The organism is Brassicibacter mesophilus (assembly GCF_050433385.1).
GTDB lineage: Bacteria > Bacillota > Clostridia > Tissierellales > Proteiniboraceae > Brassicibacter > Brassicibacter mesophilus.
In genome coordinates this window covers 80,567-101,073 of the sequence record NZ_JBNPXI010000018.1, presented here as the reverse complement: position 1 = coordinate 101,073, position 20,507 = coordinate 80,567, and the positions used below count along the sequence as shown (strand labels likewise).

Sequence of the window (20,507 nt, the reverse complement as noted above, 5' to 3'; positions counted from 1 at the left end):
AGCCCTTCTTTTTCATCATAGCTTAGTCTATGAAGCTCTTTTATTCCTTTTATATCTATTACTGCCTTTGGTGTTGTTAATTTTTCTCTCATCCTAACAATTAGGTCTGTACCACCGTTTAATATGTGAGCATTTTCACCATTTGATATTAAAAGCTCACTTGCTTCTTTTAATGACTCTGGTTTGTAGTAATCAAAATACTTCATTATTCCACCTCCAAATATCAATTCAATTATTTGTTTTTATTTATATAATCCGTCAATGTTTTAATATTTTTAATGTTTTGAATATTTTGGTGATTATTTTAGTAGCATCGATTTATGTTATCTGTCATATACGAGAAAACGTATTCCCGCACTTGTAAAAAAATATTACCTTCACACTAAATTATATCAAAAACCCTTTTGTCATAATTTTATAAATTTTACTACAATAAATATGATGTTTTAGTAACTATTAATAAAATCGTTATATGCTGTAAAAACTAACGCTTAAGACAATAATTTTATTATATATCCATAGCGTATTGTCCCCTAAATCCATGTAAATCTTCTAGATCTAACCCGGCTTGAATAATACCCTTCGAGCCTTTTTTAGAAACTGCAGCAAACTTGAAATACTTTCCATCAATATCTCTAACCTTCATTTCCTGACAGACTTTTTTGCTTGAATCTGTTAGTATTTCATAAAATTCATATGCTTGAGTGGTTTTATCATCAGTAAATTTAAAGCCTATACCCATTGGATTGTTTGAATATACAGTTTCTCCATCAGAATTAGCGATATAAAATTCTGAAATACCAGTCTTTTCAGATATTTCTTTTAAGAACTGATTATTTATAAGCCCTTTCTCATCATACTGTGCAAGCTTTTCACAAACTGCCAATAATTCTTTGTCTATTTCATCTTCAAAAGTCTTTGTAAATTCACTAAACCTCTTGGATATGTCAATAATATTGTCTGATACAATCATATTTGCCTTTTCTTTTTCCAGTTGTTCAAATATGTTTGCTTTAATCTCCTCTATCGTACCGTTTAGTTCTGATATAAAAGCAGACGTTCCCTCAATATTCTTTGCCAGAGACTCAGTAGCTCTGTTGTGTTCATTAATATTTTCAGCAAGTCCATCGATGAACACAGATATCTCTCTAATTCTTTCATTAATATCATGAAGATTTCTGATGGCTTCATTGCTTTTTTCTTTTATCGTAGTAGATTTATCTACTCCATGGTCTATTTCACTCACTACTTTATCTATACTTGAATCAATTTGAGAGATTCTTCCTTTAATCTCAATAGACGTTTCTCTACTTTCATCAGCAAGCTTTTTAATTTCACTTGCTACAACCGAAAAGCTTTTTCCAGCATCACCTGCTTTAGCTGCTTCAATAGCTGCATTTAAGGAGAGTAAATTTGTCTGTTCAGCAATCTCAGATATAACATCACTCATAGAGAAAATAGAGTTTAAATGTTCTTTTAGAAAATCAATTTCTTCAGCTATTTTCTTCATAATAACTTCTACTTCAGCTGCATCTTCTAAAGTTCTATCTATATCCTTACTGTCTTTATCTATTTTTTTCACAGACTCTTGAGCGAAGCTTCTAAAATTCATAGCATTTTCTGCAATTTCAGTATTAGAACTTAAAAGCTCTTCTGCTATAGCTGCATTTTCTGAAGTAAACTCTGCAGCTTTTGAAGAGTTTTCGTCGATATCATCTATAGCCTGTGAAATTGTATCAATATTAAGCAGTGAAGCCTTAATGTTATCATGAAGTAAATTTGTATATTCATCAATTTTAAGCTTAGAATATAATAAATTGTAAAGCCATTCTTGCATCTGTTTCTTTAAGCTTTTTAATATTGTGTTTAATCGTGAGTTGTTTTCAAGAGTCTTTCCTGCATTCATATCAGCCAGAAAATTTCCTAATGAATATTGATGGAGTACACCTTCAACGTTCTTTAATAATAGAGCCATTTTTCTTTTGTTAATTATTACATATATACCCAGTACTAGAAAAACTATCGTGATAATTAACATTATTTTGTTTAATGTGAACATATTACCAGAGCCAGCTCCAAAATCTATCTTTGGATTCACATAATAGCTAAACACTTTAGACTCAGTAAGTCGTTGAAAAAACAATGCCACAAATATCACTCCTTATTTATTATAGATGCAACTACTTAAGTTATAATCTGCTTTGTTACCAGCTTATAACATGAAGTTAACGTACAGTATTCTATATCAATTTTGATAATACCTTTGTGCTAATCATATAAAAGAAATTTATTTTTTTCATAGTTTAATGTGATAAGTTAACAAATGCAAAAAAGAGCCACTCATTTTGCATTAATATTTTGATATAATGACACTTTGAGTGACTCTCGGTATTTAGCTATGCAACTATAGCAATAATCATATATTAGTACTATAACTGAACAATAGTGCCGCTTTCTCTTCTTAACGCTTCTTTAGCTTTATCAAGGGACGCAATTACTGCTTTTCTGCCTGGTTTTGACTCAGCAAATTTAATTGCAGCCATTACTTTAGGGAACATGCTGCCTGGTGCAAAATGTCCTTCGTCAGCATAATTCTTCATTTCGTCCACAGTTACTATATCTAGATTTTTTTGATCTGGTTTTCCAAAATTTATTGCAACTCTTTCCACAGCGGTCAATATAACTAACGTATCTGCATCTATATCCTCAGCTAGTTTTTCTGAAGCTAAATCTTTATCAATAACTGCAGCTGTACCATGAAGTTTGCCGTTTTTTTCAATTACAGGGATTCCTCCGCCTCCTACAGTTATTACTATGTTATCGTTTTCTATAAGTGTTTTTACTGTTTCAATCTCTACTATTTTTTTAGGTTGTGGTGATGCTACAACTCTTCTATATCCTCTTCCTGAATCTTCTACAATATCATAACCTTTTTCATCTCTTAACTTTTCTGCTTCTTCTTTTGTGTAGAAAGGTCCAATAGGTTTAGTAGGATTTTCAAACGCACCGTCTTCTTTGTCAACTACTACTTGAGTAACAATTGATACGACTGGTTTTTGTATATTTCTACTTCTTAATTCATCACCTAATGCTTGCTGCATATGATATCCAATCATACCTTGGCTCATTGCTCCACAAACATCTAGAGGCATAGCAGGAGTAACAGCTCTTGCAGTTTCATTTTGAATTACTATTCTTCCTACTTGTGGTCCATTACCATGAGCAATAATAACATTGTATCCGTCTTGAATGATATCTGCTAGGTATTCGGTTGTCTTCTTCACAACCTGTAATTGTGCTTCTGCCGTAGCAGCACTACCTGAATCTTGAAGGGCATTTCCCCCTAAGGCAACAACAACTTTCTCCATATATAATCCTCCCGAAAATAGAATGGTCTTTTTTTATATTAATTGCATGTACTATAAAACTCCCTCTTCAGTTAACTTCTGAACTGCTTCTTTATCATATTCTAAGAACTCTTTTAGTATTTCTTCTGTATGCTGTCCTAGAGTTGGAGCTGGAGTTCTTACACTACCTGGAGTATCACTTAGCTTTATAGGTACTCCTGGAACTTTTAGCTTCCCTGCAACTGGATGCTCTATTTCTACTATCATTTCTCTTGCTAATACTTGTGGGTCTTCAAGTACTTTATCTACAGTGTTTATTGGTCCATTTGGCACCCCTGCTTTATCTAATATGTCTTGCCATTCTTTTGTAGTGTTCTTTACGAATGCCTCAGCTAACAATGGTCTTAGTTCTTCATAGTTTTCGTTTCTTAGTGGGTTTTCATTGAATCTTTCATCATTTGTTAGCTCTGGTTTTTCGATAGCTTCACATAGCTTTGCCCATAGAGAGTTATTTCCTGCTGCTACCATTATTTCTCCATCTTCTGTCTCAAAGGTTTCAAATGGTACTATTGATGGATGTCTGTTTCCTCCTGGTTTTGGCGCTTCTCCTGTGACTACGTAACGTGCTATTGCATTTTCTAACATTGCTACTTGACAGTCTAGCATTGCTACATCTACTTTTTGTCCTTTGCCTGTTGTATCTCTATTTACTAATGCTGCTAATATACCAGTTGCTGTAAACATACCTGCTGCTATATCTCCTATAGATGTTCCTACTCTTGTTGGTTTGCCGTCTTTTTGTCCTGTTATACTCATTATTCCGCCCATAGCTTGCACTACTGCATCATATGCTGCTCTTTTGCTATAAGGCCCTGAATGTCCAAATCCTGATGATGCCGCATATATGAGCTTTGGATTAATTGTTGATAAATAGTCATAGCCTAGTCCTAGCTTTTCCATTGTACCTGGTCTAAAGTTTTCTACTACTACATCTACTTTCTTAATCATTTCTAAAAATATCTCTTTACCTTTTTCTGACTTCAAGTTCAATGTCATACTTCTTTTGTTTCTATTAAGACTCATGAAATATGCACTTTCATCATTAACATAAGGTCCAAAATGTCTAGAATCATCTCCTGTTTTTGGCATCTCAATTTTTACTACTTCTGCTCCTAAATCTGCTAATATCATTGTCGCATATGGTCCAGCTAATACTCTAGTTAAATCAAGGACTTTTATATTGTCTAAGGCTTGTCTCATCGATATCCTCCTGATTACATATCTACCCGCCTAAAAGGCGGGCAGGTATATGTTTTTATATTCTATTATTCAGCTTCGAAAGCTACTATACGACAGATTGAAGACTCTCCACCTTCAAATCTCCATGGGAAACAACCAATGATCATACGTTTGTTAAGTATTTGATCGATATCTCCTCCAAGATTCTCAGCATGGATAATTTCATGTGGTCTTGGGAATACTTGAATATGCATTGCTTGATATACATCTGGCCATGGATAAATGTCATTTAATCCTTTTCCATATTTTCCTTGTAAGTATCTATCAGCTGCTTCAGCTTCTCTTGGCTCCCAGTCACGAATCTTAGTGTTCATTGGATGGTCTGCAGAACCGCAGTCAACACCAATCCACTTAATTTCCATTTCTTTTACCCAATCAACGAAATCCATTGATGGTCCAGGATGTCTTAACATATATCTTCTTTCATCTGCTTCTGGTTGGTCCCAACCATATTTATGGTATCCAGTGTTTATTATAAGGATATCTCCTTTTTTAACTTCTACTCTGTCCATGATATCTTGTGGAGTGTAAATACCATAGTCTTCAGCCACATCTGACAAGTCAACTATTACTCCAGGTCCTACTAATTTGTCTAATGGTAATGATGCTATGTCTCTTCCTGATGTATCAAAGTGCATAGGACCGTCTAAGTGTGTTCCTACGTGGTTTGAAGTTGTTATTAGCTGTCCATTGGCGCCGTTTGGTGACAATCTTTTGAAAAACTTGATTTGTAATGGCTCATAAGTAGGCCATGGTGGTGTTAAGTGACTTAATTTTTGAGTTAAATCATACATTTTAACATTGTTCCAGTTGTTTAATAAATTCATGAGTATTCCTCCCTTTTTTTATTAAATATTTGAAATTATTATAATTCACCTTGACTCTCAAGCATTTCTACAAAAGCTTCTAGAGCATCTTCAAAACATTTCATTGGTGGTCTTACAAGTCCCGCACCTACTTGACCTACTCCTGGGTCCTTATGTGCAATACCTGTGTTGATTATTGGACGAATTCCAGTTTCAACAACCTTTTGTATATCTATACCTGTTGCACTTCCTCTGAAATCAAGAACTGGTATTTTATATGCATTATTTTCTGCTTCTGTTATTTCATACATTGATTTAGAGTAATTTATAGCATCTTGTGGAACTCCACCAACAAATTGAACTATTGGTATAGCAGAAGCCATAGCAAATCCTCCAATACCTGTTGTCTCAGTTATACAGCTGTCACCTATATCTGGGTTAGCATCTTCCTTTGTAAATCCTGGGAAGTATAATCCATCTATTATTTCAGCTGGAGCTGTAAACCATCTGTTACCTATACCTGCAACTCTAATACCAAATTCAGTACCATTTCTAGCCATTGTATAAACTATCGTACTGTACTTAGTTCCTTCAGCCGGCTCCATAGTACATTTACAAGCTGGCATAGTTAAGTTAAGGAAGAAGTGGTCATTGCTATTCATAAACTTGAGTACGTCTACTTTGTCCTTTTCAGGGAACTTAGTCATTACAATATATGGAGCTAATTCTCTTATTAGTAGTGAAGTGCCTGCTTTATTTCTATTATGACCTTCATCACCCATTTGAAGAACTTGAGCTATCAAAGTTTTAAGATCTATTTCCCCCGAAAGTGCTAACGCTTCTTTTAGTACAGGAGCTAATGTGTTTTCCATCCATTTAAGTCTTTCAATAACTTCTTCTCCAAATGATCCAAAACGTAAAACTTTTCCTAATCCTTCATTTAGTGTACAGTAAGCATAATTTCCAAAAGTTTTATTTTGAACTATCCAAACTGGCATTGAATAAGTTACTACACCTGCCATTGGACCTACTGCACTATGATGATGACATGAATCAAATGTTATTTCTCCTGATGCAGCTAATGCTTTTGCTTCTTCTTCATTAGCAGCAAGTCCTTCATAGATTAGTCCTCCAATAATAGCACCTCTAAGTGGTCCACTCATTCTATCCCAAGTGATAGGTGGTCCTGCATGAAGAATAGTTTTTTTAGTCATGCCTGGGATATCATCTCCCGCTTTTCCTATACCAACAATCGCAGGCTGTGCACTCAATATTTTATCAAGAGCTTCTTTGTTGGCTTGAGCAATTTTTTCTGCTATCATTTATCTCACTCCTTATAAGATTATTAAGTTTTTAAATATTTATAACAGTACAAAACAATTACTTAAGTCTTGATAAAAGGGAAGAAAGTTTTTTATTCCCTCCAGCAGCAGGTCTCCAATCAACATGTGTCACCACGACCTTTTGTCCTTTCAGGTCTTTATAGAATGATTCAAGTCCTACATTAATAACCTTAAGCTCTTTGTTGAAAAGCTCGTTAACTTTTGACATCTGAAAAACCTCCAAACTTATCTAATTTTATTAAGGATTAATCCTGTAAGTCTTACAGCTTGAGCATTTGAAGGCATAACTATGACTCCAGCCTCTTCTAATCTCTTTTGAGATTCTTTTAGGTTTTGTGGATCATTTTCAGTACCACATATTGAGCCAACCATACAAAGATGTTTTCCTCTACTAGCCATTTTCGCCTTAGCTTCTTTAATAGCTGGAAGCATTTCTCCTACAGGGTCTTCATGAGAGCCATATCCTAATACAAAGTCCATTAACACTACGGCTATCTCATCGTCGTCTCCTTCTTTAATAAGTCTTTCAACTCTAGATATTGGATCTATCATTGGATGTGGTCTACCTACTGTGAATTCATCATCACCAAAATCTATACAAGTGTTTCCTTTGCTCAGTTTTATGTCTTGCATCTTATATTCAGGGGATAGAGGTATGTTAGAATATATTTCTTTAATGTCCTTACCTAAAAGCTTCATAGCCTCATCTGCAAGTGTTCCACCTGTATAAAATCCTCTAAAATATTTCTGTTCTGAAGAAAGCTTACTTACTTCTTCATCTACTATTTTGCTTATTTCATTTTCTGATAAGCTAAATCCTTCAAAATCTTTTACTTCTTCATTTCTTAATAGTGCAACAGCTTTCCTAGCAGCATCTTCTAATGAACAGCATGCATGTGCGCCATATTTTTCGATAAGCGCTTTATCTCCACCAATAAAATCTACTACTACTGGTTTTGGAGAATCTTTTATTGCTTTAAGTACTTTTTCTGCAACTTCTTCTGCAGGTGGTTTAGAAACTAGTACTATTACTTTAGTCTGAGGATCATTCATGAGGGCATCAATTCCTAAAAGCATCATGATACCACCTATTTCTTTCTTAAGATCTCTTCCACCAGTTCCTATTACTTGAGAAACTCCTTCACCTAGCTTATCTATTAAAACTGTTACTTCTTGAGTTCCTGTTCCTGAAGCACCTACAACACCAATGTGTCCTTTTCTAATAACATTAGCAAAAGCTAACGGAACATTGTTAATTATAGCTGTACCACAGTCTGGACCCATCATTAAAAGTTCTTTTCCACTAGCTAACTCTTTTAATTCCTTCTCTTCTTCTATGGTTACGTTATCACTAAATAGCATAACATTTAAGCCATTGTTCAATGCTTTTTTTGCTTCATCAGCTGCATATTTTCCTGGAACTGATATAACTACCATATTAGATTCAGGTTCATGCTTAATTGCTGAATCTAAAGTTGGCGGCATATAGTCAGCATCACTTCCCTTTTTCTTTTGGCTAAGAAGTTTATCAACTTCACCGACTATCGTCTCAATCTGAACTTGATCCTCTGCAAGAACACTAACAAAGAAGTCATTTGGAGTCAGCTCTTCTATTTCAGGGCTAGTTATAGCTAGATTCCTAGTAAGTTCCTTGTTTAAGTCAGTTCCCATTCCCACTAATGCTTCTTTTACACCTTCGATTTTCTTAATTTCTTTTGATATAAGCATTAATGTAACAGAATCATAATAAGTATTTTTTCTAATCTCAAACTTTACACTACTCATTTATAATCTACCTCCTAGAGTATTGATTAAACAATATTTTGCTTCCAATATATATTCCAGAAATAATATCTGTACCTGAAGTTTCACCAAATTTAGCCACTGTCTTTAAACTATTGATGAACTCATCAAATGCTGTATCTGATATAAGAGTTAACATTAGATTTCGTATATTTTCATTTACTTCTCCTTTAGACGAAAACTTTAACATCTCTTCACTTACTGTTGTTGTTTTTCCATCTATTTTCATGATCAATTGCTCATTAAACTTTAAAGCATTTTTTACATCCTTACTCATATAATCAAATAAATATATTCTAGAAATCATCAATCCTGAAATAAAATCATCTGTAGATGGAGTAAGACCTGCTCCAAAACCAACTATATTTTTTGTAGTATCTGCAATAAGTTCAATAGACTCATTTATATATGACTCTATGAAATTTAAGAACCTCTTTTTTATAAACTGTTCCTTTTTATCTATGTCCTGACCATCAGCTAAAATCAGTTCAAATCCTCTATATTTTTCGTTTAATGTCGTTAGTAATGATAAGATACCTTCTGTTTTTCCTTCATTTATTAAGAATTCTTTTATAATGTTTATTTTTTTAAAAACGTTTTCCTTTTTGTCTTTAGAATAAATAAAATTTGGACTTTTATTCCATCTTGAAGCCATGTCATATATAATAGTCATATTAATACTTTCTATCCATGCATATTCATCATGAAAGTACACCTTCATTCCAGGCTCAATTCCTAGCTCTAGCAAAGAAACACTTTCAGATAGTTTTATAGCATTTGGAGACATAGGCTTATTAAATGCCAAAATCGCAATAAATTGATTATCAGAAGTAATCACATTAAATGCACTATCAAATACAGAGTGAACTATTCCTATTAAATTTTTCTGTTGTATATTTTCCTGTAATTGTTTGCATATGCTCACTGCATTCATAGGATCAAATCCCTTGATTTACAATTTGAAATATCTTGTTACTGTCTTTACTAATATAATACCTTATTTAAGAGCCTATTTCTTTATGTAATATTCCAAAAAATGTACTTACTCTTTGTTAGTAGTTAATAAAGCATTCTATAATTAATAAAAAAATGGCATCCCTTGGCTTTAAGGGACGCCATTTTTTTAATCTTTTCCGCTTTCCATCATTTCATGAATCTTTAATGATATTTGAAGGTTTAGCCTCTCATTGTAATCTTCAAGATCTATACCTGTAATTTCTTTTATTCTCTGTATTCTATAGATAACAGTATTATAATGTGTGTACATTTCTTCAGATACTTTCTTTAGATTTCCTGCATATTTAAAATATTTATTTAAGGTTTCAATAAAATCAGTACCCTTTTCTCTATCGTATTTCACTAAGGTTTCTAGCAGCTCTGTATAAAACTGCTGAAGTTCTGGCTGGAGTTCTTCATAAGATAGTATTCTATAGATACCTAACTCATCATAATGCACTATCTTTTTGCTATTAAATTTGTTTAGGTACTCTATTACCCTATTAGCTTCTCTATAGCTTTTCCATAAATCTTGAGTCTCTTTATAATTTCTTCCTATGCCAATACAAATATCATCACTAATAGATTCATAATCTGCATACCTTATTATTTCATTGCAGAATAAGTTTATATCCTGCTTTACCTTTTTTATCTTTTCAATATTTTCAGTTCCAAATAGGATTATTATTTTATTGCTTTTATTTCCATACACTATTCTTTCATATCTGTTCTTAGTGATTCTCTTTATTATGCTAAACATCTTCATATTAATTTGGTGAAGATAGTCAGTTGTTGTAGGATCGTATTTATTGTATTTTTTACTATCATTAATAGCTATTACTACAACAGAATAGCTAAGTGCAGGATCAAAATCAAAGTAAGGTGCTATTTCTAATGCTTTTTTATGCCTACTTTCTTCATTCGATAGAAGGTCTTCAAAAAATTCAATTTTATGCTTACTTTGAATTTCAAAAATTGAAATCTTTTTATATAAATCTAATGCAACTATTGGAGTCGATGCTTCAATAACTGTCAATTCAACCGGTGTAATAGGTTTCTTATCCTCCCATATATATATGCAGCCATAGTCTTTATCGCTTGTATATATAGGAATTATTATCCTATTCACCTTCTCTTCGCCGAAAACATCAATTGCTCTTTTACTTAGTGAAGGCTCTATGGCTTTATCTTTATCCTTCCTTCTCCTATTGGTCTCTTCATCAAGAATTCTTTCAATGTATTCCTTTTTACAATCCTCACACATTATAACATTAGTCTCAAATAAATAATCTCTTATTGCCATTGAATTTTTATCTATACTATCATATAAAGCTTCGGCTATTTCCTTTAAACCCCCATTATTAAGCATAACATTCAAAAGTTTATTATGGATATTATCAATTTTATAAAGAATATTTGTTTGATTATTAATAATTTCAGTAAGAGCATGTGCAATCAAAGTTGAATATGAAATTTCATATGGTATTTCAATTAACGGAAACCCTAATTCATTTGCAATTTCCAAAACATTTTCTGGTATATCTTTAATGTATCTCTTAGTCTTTATACCAAGTCCAGCTAATCCTTTTTCATTCAACTTTACTATTAGTTCACTAAGTTCCTTTAGATTATCCTTCATAGAATATGCAGTAGTAAGTAAAAATTCTCCTGCTTCAACCCAATTCACGATATCAGGTACTTCCATTACATTCATTTTCGTTATTTTATTTTCTATCCCATCTTTGCCTGCTAATACCTTAGCTTCTTTCATTACATCTAGTTCTAAAAGTTCTCTTACAGTAATACCTGAAGATTTATACACGTAATCACCTCTCACTTCATTGTGTAATTCAATTGCTACCAATCTAGATATATATTTAATTTTTTACAAACGCTAACGCACAATCCACAACCAGTACACTTTTCATGGTTTATAATGATACCATCATGATGATTAATACTGATAGCATCATATATACATGACTTAATACAACTTTTACACTTCTCCCCATTACAAATTCCATTAATTTTAGCTATAAAAGGCTCAGCTGGTATTTCTTCAAAGGATTTAAGTGATTTTAATGCACTTCCTCTAAAGTCTTCTATACATGAGTAACGCTTACTTGACATCCAATTCTCCACATCATTAAGTATTTCATCTATTTTTCCATATCCATTTAGCATGAGAGCAGTGCATAGCTGTACAGTACTAGCACCTAACATGATATACTCTAATACATTTACATAATTACTTATTCCACCTATGCCCGAAACAGGTATATTGACGGCTTGACTAATACTTGCTACAGCCGCCAAACCTATTGGTCTAATACCTTCGCCTGAATAGCCTCCATAGGTTGGAAGAAGTGCTCTTCCTTTTTCTATATCTACACCCATTATTGATCTGACAGTATCTATAGCACTTATTGCGCTTGCACCAGCCAGCTTTACAATCTTAGCTAATAGAGCCATATTATTTACATTGGCAGAAAATTTCACCATAACAGGTATTTTTACTGAGTCTACTGCACTTTTTGTTAAAGAATAAAGTCTTTTGGGGTCAGTAATGAGAACTTCTATTCCTTCTCCATGAGGTATTGATATCCCAAGTTCAATGGCGTCAACTCCAAATTTTTCAACTTTTTTTGCTAAATAAGCCATTTCCGAAGGGGTATGAGCTAGAATATTTGCTATTATTACACCTTTTTTCTCTTTTGCATAGTATATTTCTCTTTCCCATTCTTCAAGAGTATAATCACTATAAAGCTCAATGTTTTGCATACCTAGACTATTTGCAACTATCCTAGGTCTAACATTAGATCTTACTTCGTTAGCAATAGTCTTAGTAACAACAGCCCCTGCCCCTGCTTCTATGGCTTTTCTCATCATATCACCACTTCCCGCAAGAGGACCTGCTGCAACAATGATAGGGTTATTGAGCTTTATTCCCATAAAGTTGACTGACAAACCCATATAATCACCCTTTAACTAAATATTTCTTTAATCCTGTTTTCATGCCCACAAGATTTTCTGATTTTAAGCGTAGGCTGGATAAAAATCTTCTGCTTAAAATTTTCTTCACAACTACTTTCTATCTCATCTATAAGTAGCCTTGCTGCTGTTAATCCCATTCTATACACCGGATGGGTAACAGTTGTAAGCTTAGGTTCAATAAGCGATGACATACTTATATCATCAAATCCTACTACTGCAAAGTTATCAGGAACACTATATCCCAAATCCTTTATAGCATCTATTACACCAAATGCCATTAGGTCATTAGCTGTGAATATAGCTTCAGGTTTAATATCTAATCTCAGTAGCTTTTTAAAGGCTAAATATCCTGACTCTATGTCGCATTTTGCTTCTAAAATATATTCTGACTTGAGTTCAATACCTGATTCATTCATGGCCTTTTTATATCCTTTAAGCTTTTCTATATTTTCTCTTTTATTCATGGTCCCACCTATATACGCTATCTTTCTATATCCTGTGTTTATTAGGTGATTTATTGCAAGGTATGCTCCTAACAAATAATCGGTATAAACTATATTCAAGCCATTATCCTCAATAAGTCCTCCGAGAAAAACTATGGGTGTGTCTTGCTTTTTAATCTTATCTATATCTTCTTGTTCCAGTAAACTAGAACAAATAATAAGCCCGTCCACTTTTTTTCCTAAAAGCATCTCAATTGATTCTTTTTCTCGTGAAATATCATACTCTGTATTACTAAGCAGAATATTATATCCTTTTTTATAAACTACATCTTCTACTCCCTTTGCAATCTTTGGGTACAATGGATTCAGAATATTCGGAATAACGAGTCCAATTGTACTTGTCTTATTCATCGCTAAGCTTCTTGCAACACTGTTCGGTACAAAGTCTAATTCTCTCATAGCTTCTAGTACCTTTTTCCTCGTGTCCTCTGAAACTAGTTCTGGGTGGTTTAGAACCCTTGAAACTGTAGCAACAGAAACTCCTACCTTTTGAGATACTTTTCTGATATTTGACATAATTTCACTCCAAAACTCTACTTTTATTATATCTTTATTATATCACTTTTGAGCTTTTAGACAATTAAAACAAAAAAGTTAGGAGTACTAGCTATTAAAATGTCTAGTACCTCTAACTTTTTTGTTTTAGAACTATACCTCATGTGTATTATATTATTATCATTTAATTTTACTGACAATAATCTATATTAAAGCTTAAAATCTATATTTCTTACTGCTCCATCTAGTGTTAGCTCTCTTATTGAAGGAGTGGTACTGCATACAATTTTTCCTTTTCTAATTACATATAAACACTCGCTCATAATTCTTATAGCATCCATTTCAGTTTTTGCATCCAATACAATTAAATCTGCATTCTTCCCTACCTCTATACCATAACTATCACTTATATTAAGAGTTTTAGCGGAGTTTAAAGTTACCATGTCAAATAGCTGAGGTATTTGGTCGTATCCACTCATATGCGCTGTGTGCATTAACAGATTAGCAGCTTGAAGCATGCTTCCCTTGCCCATTGGATACCAAGGATCCATGATTGAATCATGTCCTATACTTACATTTACACCTCTTTCTGTTAGTTCATCTACTCTCGTATGACCTCTTCTCCTAGGATATCCATCTGTTCTATTCTGAAGAACAGAGTTATCAAATGGGTTGGTTATCATATTCATTTCTGCTCTTTTTAAAATTCCAATTAATTTAAATGCATAATCGTTGTTATAGTTATGCATCGCTGTAGTGTGGCTAGCAGATACTAATCCCTGCATTCCATTTAAAATTGTGTATTTTGCCATAACTTCAACAAATCTTGATTGATCATCCCCAGTTTCATCAACGTGTAAATCAATTAATGCATTATATTTTTTTGCAAGCTCGAAAGCAAATTCTACATCCCTAACTCCATCCTCTCTTGTGAGCTCGTTGTGAGGAATACCACCTACAACGTCTGCTCCCATTTCCATAGCTTTTTCCATCAGTCTATCTCCATTAGGTACAGCGAAGATTCCATCCTGAGGAAATGCAACAATTTGAATATCAACATAATCCTTCATTTCTTCCTTAACTTCTACTAATGCCTCTACAGTTGTTAGCTTAGGATCAGTTGTATCTGCATGCGTTCTTATTCTTAATGTTCCATTTGCAATTTCCCATTTAATTGCTTCGATAGCATTCTTTTTTATAACTTCTTTTGTTAGCGTTTTCTTGCGCTCACCCCAAATTTCTATTCCTTCTAGTAAAGTTCCTGACATATTATAGCTTGGATCTCCAACACTTAAAACAGCATCTAGATGAAGATGTGGATCAATAAAAGGTGGAGAAACTAAGTTACCCTTAGCATCTATTTCCTGTTTTCCTTTGACTTCTATTTTATTTTCTATTGCTTTAAATACACCATTTTCAATACCAATATCAAAAAATTCTTTTTTTCCTCTTAATTTCGCATTTCTAATAATAAGTTCCATTGTTATCCTCCTTTTAAGTCTTTATATGTCTACTTAGTTGCTTTCTTCTTATGCATAGCCTTGTCAATGACTGCATATCCTACAGCTGCCGCTATTATAGAGTTTAATGGAGCAATACTTAGTACACCACTCTTCGGTGATATAACAGATACTGCTATAGCTATAACCCAAGCAATTATAGCAGACCAATTAATATCTTTAAATTCATGATCTTTAGGCTGTTTATATTCTGTTTTATGTCTTAAGAAGAAATCTCCTATTATAATACCTCCTATTGGTGGTAGAGAAACACTCAAGAATGTTAGCCAATTCACAAAATTATTGTAAAGAAATACAGAGAATATGGTTCCAATTGTTCCTGCAAAAATTGTTAAGTGCTTTCTTTTTAATCCAGTTATATTAGCAAGACCTAATCCTGATGCGTATAAAGCATTATCATTTGTAGTCCAAACATTTAATGCTAGTAATGCAATGCCTGCACCTAAAAGTCCTTGAGCAGCAAGAACATCTGAAATATCAGCAAACCCTGTAGCTATAGCACCTATAGCACCAAATAATATCATAAGACTATTCCCAAAACTAAATCCGATCACTGTAGCACTTACGCCAGTCTTTTTATCCTTTGAAAATCTTACAAAGTCTGGAGTCAATGTTCCAGCACTTATGAAAGAACCAACTACTAAAGCTACCCCTACAGCTACCGTCAAAGGATTAGATGGGGCTATATCCGCTAATTGATTAAAACCTCCAGTATCAATAACTGCTTTTCCAACGGACATTGTTCCTAATATAATTATTGCTGGAACAGCAATAGTACTTATCCACTCTATTGCCTTCATACCTATTACAACTGTTGCTGTCATAAAAATTCCACCTATTATTATCAGTGGTAAAATAGGTATGCCAGTAAAACGATTGATTGGATATGCAAACATTGCTAATCCTACACCAAACCAACCAATTTGCGTGAAAGCGAGCATAAAAGATGGAAGTTTAGAGCCTTTAACCCCAAAAGCATATCTTGCAAGAATATGTGTTGAAAGGTTTGTTTTTGACGCTGCGTAACCAAGAAAAGCTCCATAAATTCCGAGTATTAAATTACCAAAGATAACTACAAAGAATAAATCGGGCCAAAGCTTAAACCCTTGTCCTAGGGTTCCTCCAGTCCACATACTTGCGGCAAAGAAAGTTAGCCCTAGCATTACCATTGACATAGAGAACAAACCTCTTCGGTCTTTCTCTGGCACTGGCTCCAGTGCATAATCATCATGTTTTACATTTTGGTTCTCTGACATTGAATTCCCTCCTTTGAAATGTAACCAGTTACATTACATCATCATTGTAAATCCAAATGTTGTAGAGTTTGCACGATATTTTAGCACGTATCAATTTGACTATATAATGAAAACGGTTTCATTAATAATTCTATATTTTATGTCTATATCCTTTACTTTTTTTAAATATTTTGAATTTTGTTAATGTTTTACATGCTTTTCTAGTAAAATCATTATTTGTTTATAATATTTTTACAAAAACAAAATATAAAACTGTCAGAAAGTTTTCTGACAGTTTTATATCCTACTTACTATTTTTATCTTTTCTTTATCTTCTGCTGAGCGATTTTTAAAGAATCTATAATTTCTTCATATCCTGTACATCTACATAAGTTGCTTCGAAGCCATTCCCCCATTACTTCATCATCGACTTCAGTATGTTTTTCTAATATAAATCCTAATGTACAATAGTCGCGTTAAAAGCCACATTTTTGATAAAAAGCTTCTTGAATTTCAATATCATTGGGATCTTCTATTACTGCTATGCTACTATCTCCAACCTTAGCAACAACATCATACACGATTAACAGGCTTTTCATCTAGAAGAACTGTACACGCTCCCAGTCTCCATTTTCACACCCAGGTTTCCCTCCAGTAAGTCTAAAACTTTCTCTAAGCACTCTCAATAGAGTATCGGAAGGTTTTTATAATTATCTTTCTTTTTTCATTATTTACATTAAGAACAATAGCCGCGTAGTCTCTATATTTTATCATACTGCGCTAGCATCCCTTTCAGCTTTTCAAGAGAGTTTACTATAGATTTCTTTTTTAAAAATTTTCTAAACTCTCTTAACTCTAAAACACCATTTCTTGAACTACTAGGTAGATTATTAATTATTTGATTTACTCTTTCTCCAAAGTCAATATTCTTATTACTTAATATTTCTTCTAACTCGTATAAACTAAAGGTAAAAGCACAAATCTCTATCACTATATCTCCTCTTTACACAGAAAGTAGCTTAAAAAAGGAGATATTATATTATGTACCAACAAAATCCTAAAAATAAATGAACTATTGTCAACATAGAAGAAATATATTAATAAATAAAATATAGTTCTACTTACAGTGAGCAAAAATGTTCTAAATACTAAGTTACCTAACAATTCATCATCTGTTCTACCGTATTTACCAGAAACATATATCTGAATCCCTGTTAATGGCTTATTAAAGAATGCATCTCCTATACTAATACTTAAGCTAAAAACAACAAAGGTTGTAAAACTAGGTCTAAACAGTAATGACATAGATAGCCCAAGTGCAATGGCACCAATGAACATTAGTTTGTTTCGCGAAACTTTTTTTTGAACCTTAATGTAAGTGTAATATAAAATTATTCCTGATATAGCGAAAAGAGAATTTAGTAGCCCCATTAAAGATTCACTTTTTGCAAAGGAAAACAAAAAAACACTATTGGCCATTATTATAAATTGCCCATAAGGAGTATGCACTAAATGAGTAAGTATTACTCTTCTATAGCTTTTTATGCTAAACATATGTTTGAAGTTTGGTTTAGCTACATATTCAATCTTTCTATTAGGCAAGGTAATTGCATTTGCAATCTGAATAATTAATAAAATTATTATAACATATGCCATTTTAGCAAAACCAAATTTTTCAATTGTAATACCTGAAATTATCGGAGTAACAACTGAAGATATTTTAGTTACAATTCCTATAATACTCATAAAACTATCAGCTTGATCTCTGTTCAAATCGCTTGCTTGAAACACATTTAAATTGAAATAGAACAGTCCGTCTCCAAATCCTCCTAGAATTCCTATTAAGATTGCATAATTTGAGATGTTATCTCCCATTATTGATGTAACAACAAAAAGTAAAATAAAACAAAGTGATGACATTAGATAATTAAGTTTAGTATTCTTAAGCGCTACCCTATTTCCTAAGTAAAAAGATACAAAGGCAGCAATATAGTTAAAAATATTAAATACTGCCACTGCCTTGATATTTTTCCCTGTTTTCCACAAATAGATATTTACAAATATCAGCACAAAGCTTTTAAATATGGAAAATACTAATTGCATTATAACCATTTTTTTCGAATTTTTGTCCATTATAATCACCCCAAAGAAGTCTACTGCTAATTAGTATAACATATTATAGTGTTGTGTCAAACTAACCATCACCTCTAAAAACCCTCTATTCAATTTGACAAAAGGAATCATTACCCGGGAAATTTTTATCCAACTTATTATATTTCTCTCTTTATTGACAAAATCAAGTATAGAAAAGGATAAAAAAAGAAAGCTGACATAATCAGCTTTCTTCTATGCACCTACAAACAGTTCTTCAAATTCTTTAGCACCTAGAGTTTCTTTTTCTAGCAATGCTTCTGCAACTCTATGAAGTTTATCAATATTCTCTTTTAGTAATGTTTCAGCTTTACTATACGCTTTGTCAATAATATTTCTCATTTCCTTATCTATAGCAGCAGCAACTTCTTCACTGTAGTTTCTGCTTCTTGCTAAATCTCTGCCTATGAATACTTCATTATCATCATCACCATAAGTCATAGGTCCTAGAGCATCACTCATACCATAGTGGGTAACCATGTTTCGTGCTATCTTTGTTGCTCTATCTAAGTCGTTTTGTGCACCTGTACTTATATCTCCTAGAACAAGCTTTTCAGCTAATCGTCCTCCTAGCATATGCACAAGCTGTATTTCCATATCTGTCTTAGTCATATAACTTCTATCTTCTTCCGGAAGATACATTGTGAATCCACCAGCTCTACCCCTTGGTATAATAGTAACCATGTGAACCGGATCAGAGCCTGGAAGTAATCTAGCTGTTAATGCATGGCCTGCTTCATGATATGCTGTAAGTTTCTTTTCTTTTTCACTTATTACTCTACTCTTCTTTTCTGGTCCAGCAATTACCTTAGTTGATGCTTCTTCTATAAGTGACATAGGTATTTTATTAAGATTATTTCTAGCTGTCAGTAAGGCAGCCTCGTTAACCAAATTCTCTAAATCAGCTGGAGTAAATCCAGGAGTTCTTCTTGCAACCACCTTTAAATCTACATCTTCTTCAAGCGGTTTTCCTTTAGTGTGAATGCCTAGTATAGCTTCTCTACCTTTTATGTCAGGTACTCCTACGTACACTTGCCTATCAAATCTACCAGGTCTTAAAAGTGCAGGGTCTAAGATGTCTGGTCTATTTGTCGCTGCTATAATTATTATACCCTCATTCTCACCAAATCCATCCATCTCAACTAGTAACTGGTTTAATGTTTGTTCTCTTTCATCATGACCGCCACCTAAACCAGCGCCTCTTCTTCTTCCTACTGCATCTATTTCATCTATAAATACTATACATGGTGAATTTTTCTTTGCCTGTTCAAATAGGTCTCTTACACGTGAAGCTCCAACTCCAACAAACATCTCAACAAAGTCTGAACCACTTATGCTGAAAAATGGTACTCCTGCTTCACCTGCTACTGCTTTAGTCAAATAAGTTTTACCTGTACCAGGAGGTCCTACCATAAGTACACCTTTTGGTATTCTCGCCCCTAACTCTATATATTTTCTTGGACTTTTAAGAAAATCAACTATTTCTCTAAGCTCTTCCTTTTCTTCATCAAGCCCTGCTACATCAGCAAAGGTAATTTTTTTACTATCATCCTTAAGCATTTTGGCTCTGCTTTTCCCAAAAGACATAACTCGGTTTCCACCACCTTGAGATTGCTGCATAAACACAAACCAAAATACTACAAATACAAGTATTAAAAATATGGTCGGTAAAGCTTGTAAAAACCATGGAGTTTCAGGCTCCTGTTCACCAACTACATTTTTAATTTTTCCTTCATTAATTGGAGTTTTTAGATAATCTTCATAAAATTTATCTGAACTAGTAGGTAAGGTCAAAGTAAACGACGTATCATCTTTAAGCTTACCTTTAACGGTATCATCTTTGACAATGGTAATACTCTTTACGTTATTGGCATTTATCTCTTCTATCAATTGAGTATAGTCAATGATTTTCGTTTCTTCTACATTTTTTGATAAAAGCTGAACAACAAGCACTATGACTATGAATATAAGCAAATAAAAGCTTATACCCCTGAAAAACTTCCTCAACTATAGTC

At 33.2% G+C, this 20,507-nt stretch carries 19 protein-coding genes; all 19 read right to left on the bottom strand.

What is annotated here, in order from left to right; genetic code table 11:
* On the bottom strand, positions 1-206 hold a 206-nt coding region (locus tag HNR33_RS16880), incomplete at its 3' end, for an FAD binding domain-containing protein (protein WP_429085456.1).
* A 302-nt stretch (positions 207-508) separates the two neighbouring features.
* A complete protein-coding gene (locus HNR33_RS16875) occupies positions 509-2,149 on the bottom strand; it encodes a methyl-accepting chemotaxis protein (RefSeq protein ID WP_429085454.1) in 1,641 nt (546 codons plus the stop codon).
* A gap of 280 nt (positions 2,150-2,429) precedes the next feature.
* Entirely contained in the window at positions 2,430-3,368 is a 939-nt protein-coding gene (arcC, locus tag HNR33_RS16870; protein WP_429085452.1) for a carbamate kinase, read from the bottom strand.
* A 51-nt stretch (positions 3,369-3,419) separates the two neighbouring features.
* The gene (locus HNR33_RS16865) at positions 3,420-4,607 is read right to left on the bottom strand and encodes a CaiB/BaiF CoA transferase family protein (protein ID WP_429085450.1); all 1,188 of its coding nucleotides are present in this window, start codon (positions 4,605-4,607) and stop codon (positions 3,420-3,422) included.
* A 65-nt stretch (positions 4,608-4,672) separates the two neighbouring features.
* The gene (locus tag HNR33_RS16860; RefSeq protein ID WP_429085448.1) at positions 4,673-5,473 is read right to left on the bottom strand and encodes a cyclase family protein; all 801 of its coding nucleotides are present in this window, start codon (positions 5,471-5,473) and stop codon (positions 4,673-4,675) included.
* 38 nt (positions 5,474-5,511) lie between these two features.
* Positions 5,512-6,774 (bottom strand): YlbE family protein, encoded by a 1,263-nt coding sequence (locus tag HNR33_RS16855; protein ID WP_429085447.1) that lies wholly within the window; start codon positions 6,772-6,774, stop codon positions 5,512-5,514.
* A 58-nt stretch (positions 6,775-6,832) separates the two neighbouring features.
* Positions 6,833-7,003, bottom strand: a complete 171-nt coding sequence (locus HNR33_RS16850; protein WP_429085445.1) for a hypothetical protein — start codon at positions 7,001-7,003, stop codon at positions 6,833-6,835.
* Positions 7,004-7,020: 17 nt separating this feature from the next.
* Complete coding sequence (gene fdrA, locus HNR33_RS16845) at positions 7,021-8,580, bottom strand: acyl-CoA synthetase FdrA (protein ID WP_429085443.1); 1,560 nt, start codon at positions 8,578-8,580, stop codon at positions 7,021-7,023.
* 7 nt (positions 8,581-8,587) lie between these two features.
* On the bottom strand, positions 8,588-9,532 hold the full coding sequence (locus HNR33_RS16840) for an oxamate carbamoyltransferase subunit AllH family protein (protein WP_429085441.1): 945 nt from the start codon (positions 9,530-9,532) through the stop codon (positions 8,588-8,590).
* 189 nt (positions 9,533-9,721) lie between these two features.
* The gene (locus tag HNR33_RS16835; protein ID WP_429085439.1) at positions 9,722-11,416 is read right to left on the bottom strand and encodes a PucR family transcriptional regulator; all 1,695 of its coding nucleotides are present in this window, start codon (positions 11,414-11,416) and stop codon (positions 9,722-9,724) included.
* A 35-nt stretch (positions 11,417-11,451) separates the two neighbouring features.
* A complete protein-coding gene (locus HNR33_RS16830; RefSeq protein WP_429085437.1) occupies positions 11,452-12,567 on the bottom strand; it encodes a 4Fe-4S binding protein in 1,116 nt (371 codons plus the stop codon).
* An 11-nt stretch (positions 12,568-12,578) separates the two neighbouring features.
* A complete protein-coding gene (locus HNR33_RS16825) occupies positions 12,579-13,607 on the bottom strand; it encodes a LacI family DNA-binding transcriptional regulator (RefSeq protein WP_429085435.1) in 1,029 nt (342 codons plus the stop codon).
* 188 nt (positions 13,608-13,795) lie between these two features.
* Positions 13,796-15,067, bottom strand: coding sequence for a cytosine deaminase (codA, locus tag HNR33_RS16820; RefSeq protein WP_429085433.1), 1,272 nt, complete (start codon positions 15,065-15,067; stop codon positions 13,796-13,798).
* 29 nt (positions 15,068-15,096) lie between these two features.
* Positions 15,097-16,362 carry a cytosine permease gene (gene codB / locus HNR33_RS16815; protein WP_429085431.1) on the bottom strand — a complete coding sequence of 422 codons (1,266 nt, stop codon included), beginning with the start codon at positions 16,360-16,362 and terminating at the stop codon, positions 15,097-15,099.
* Positions 16,363-16,658: 296 nt separating this feature from the next.
* Complete coding sequence (locus HNR33_RS16810; protein ID WP_429085429.1) at positions 16,659-16,757, bottom strand: hypothetical protein; 99 nt, start codon at positions 16,755-16,757, stop codon at positions 16,659-16,661.
* A 60-nt stretch (positions 16,758-16,817) separates the two neighbouring features.
* Entirely contained in the window at positions 16,818-16,940 is a 123-nt protein-coding gene (locus HNR33_RS16805) for a hypothetical protein (RefSeq protein WP_429085428.1), read from the bottom strand.
* 161 nt (positions 16,941-17,101) lie between these two features.
* Positions 17,102-17,332 carry a hypothetical protein gene (locus HNR33_RS16800; protein ID WP_429085426.1) on the bottom strand — a complete coding sequence of 77 codons (231 nt, stop codon included), beginning with the start codon at positions 17,330-17,332 and terminating at the stop codon, positions 17,102-17,104.
* On the bottom strand, positions 17,332-18,474 hold the full coding sequence (locus HNR33_RS16795; protein ID WP_429085424.1) for an MFS transporter: 1,143 nt from the start codon (positions 18,472-18,474) through the stop codon (positions 17,332-17,334). The genes HNR33_RS16800 and HNR33_RS16795 overlap by 1 nt, the downstream gene beginning before the upstream one ends.
* 213 nt (positions 18,475-18,687) lie before the next feature.
* Positions 18,688-20,499, bottom strand: coding sequence for an ATP-dependent zinc metalloprotease FtsH (ftsH, locus tag HNR33_RS16790; RefSeq protein ID WP_429085422.1), 1,812 nt, complete (start codon positions 20,497-20,499; stop codon positions 18,688-18,690).
* Positions 20,500-20,507 lie beyond the last annotated feature (8 nt).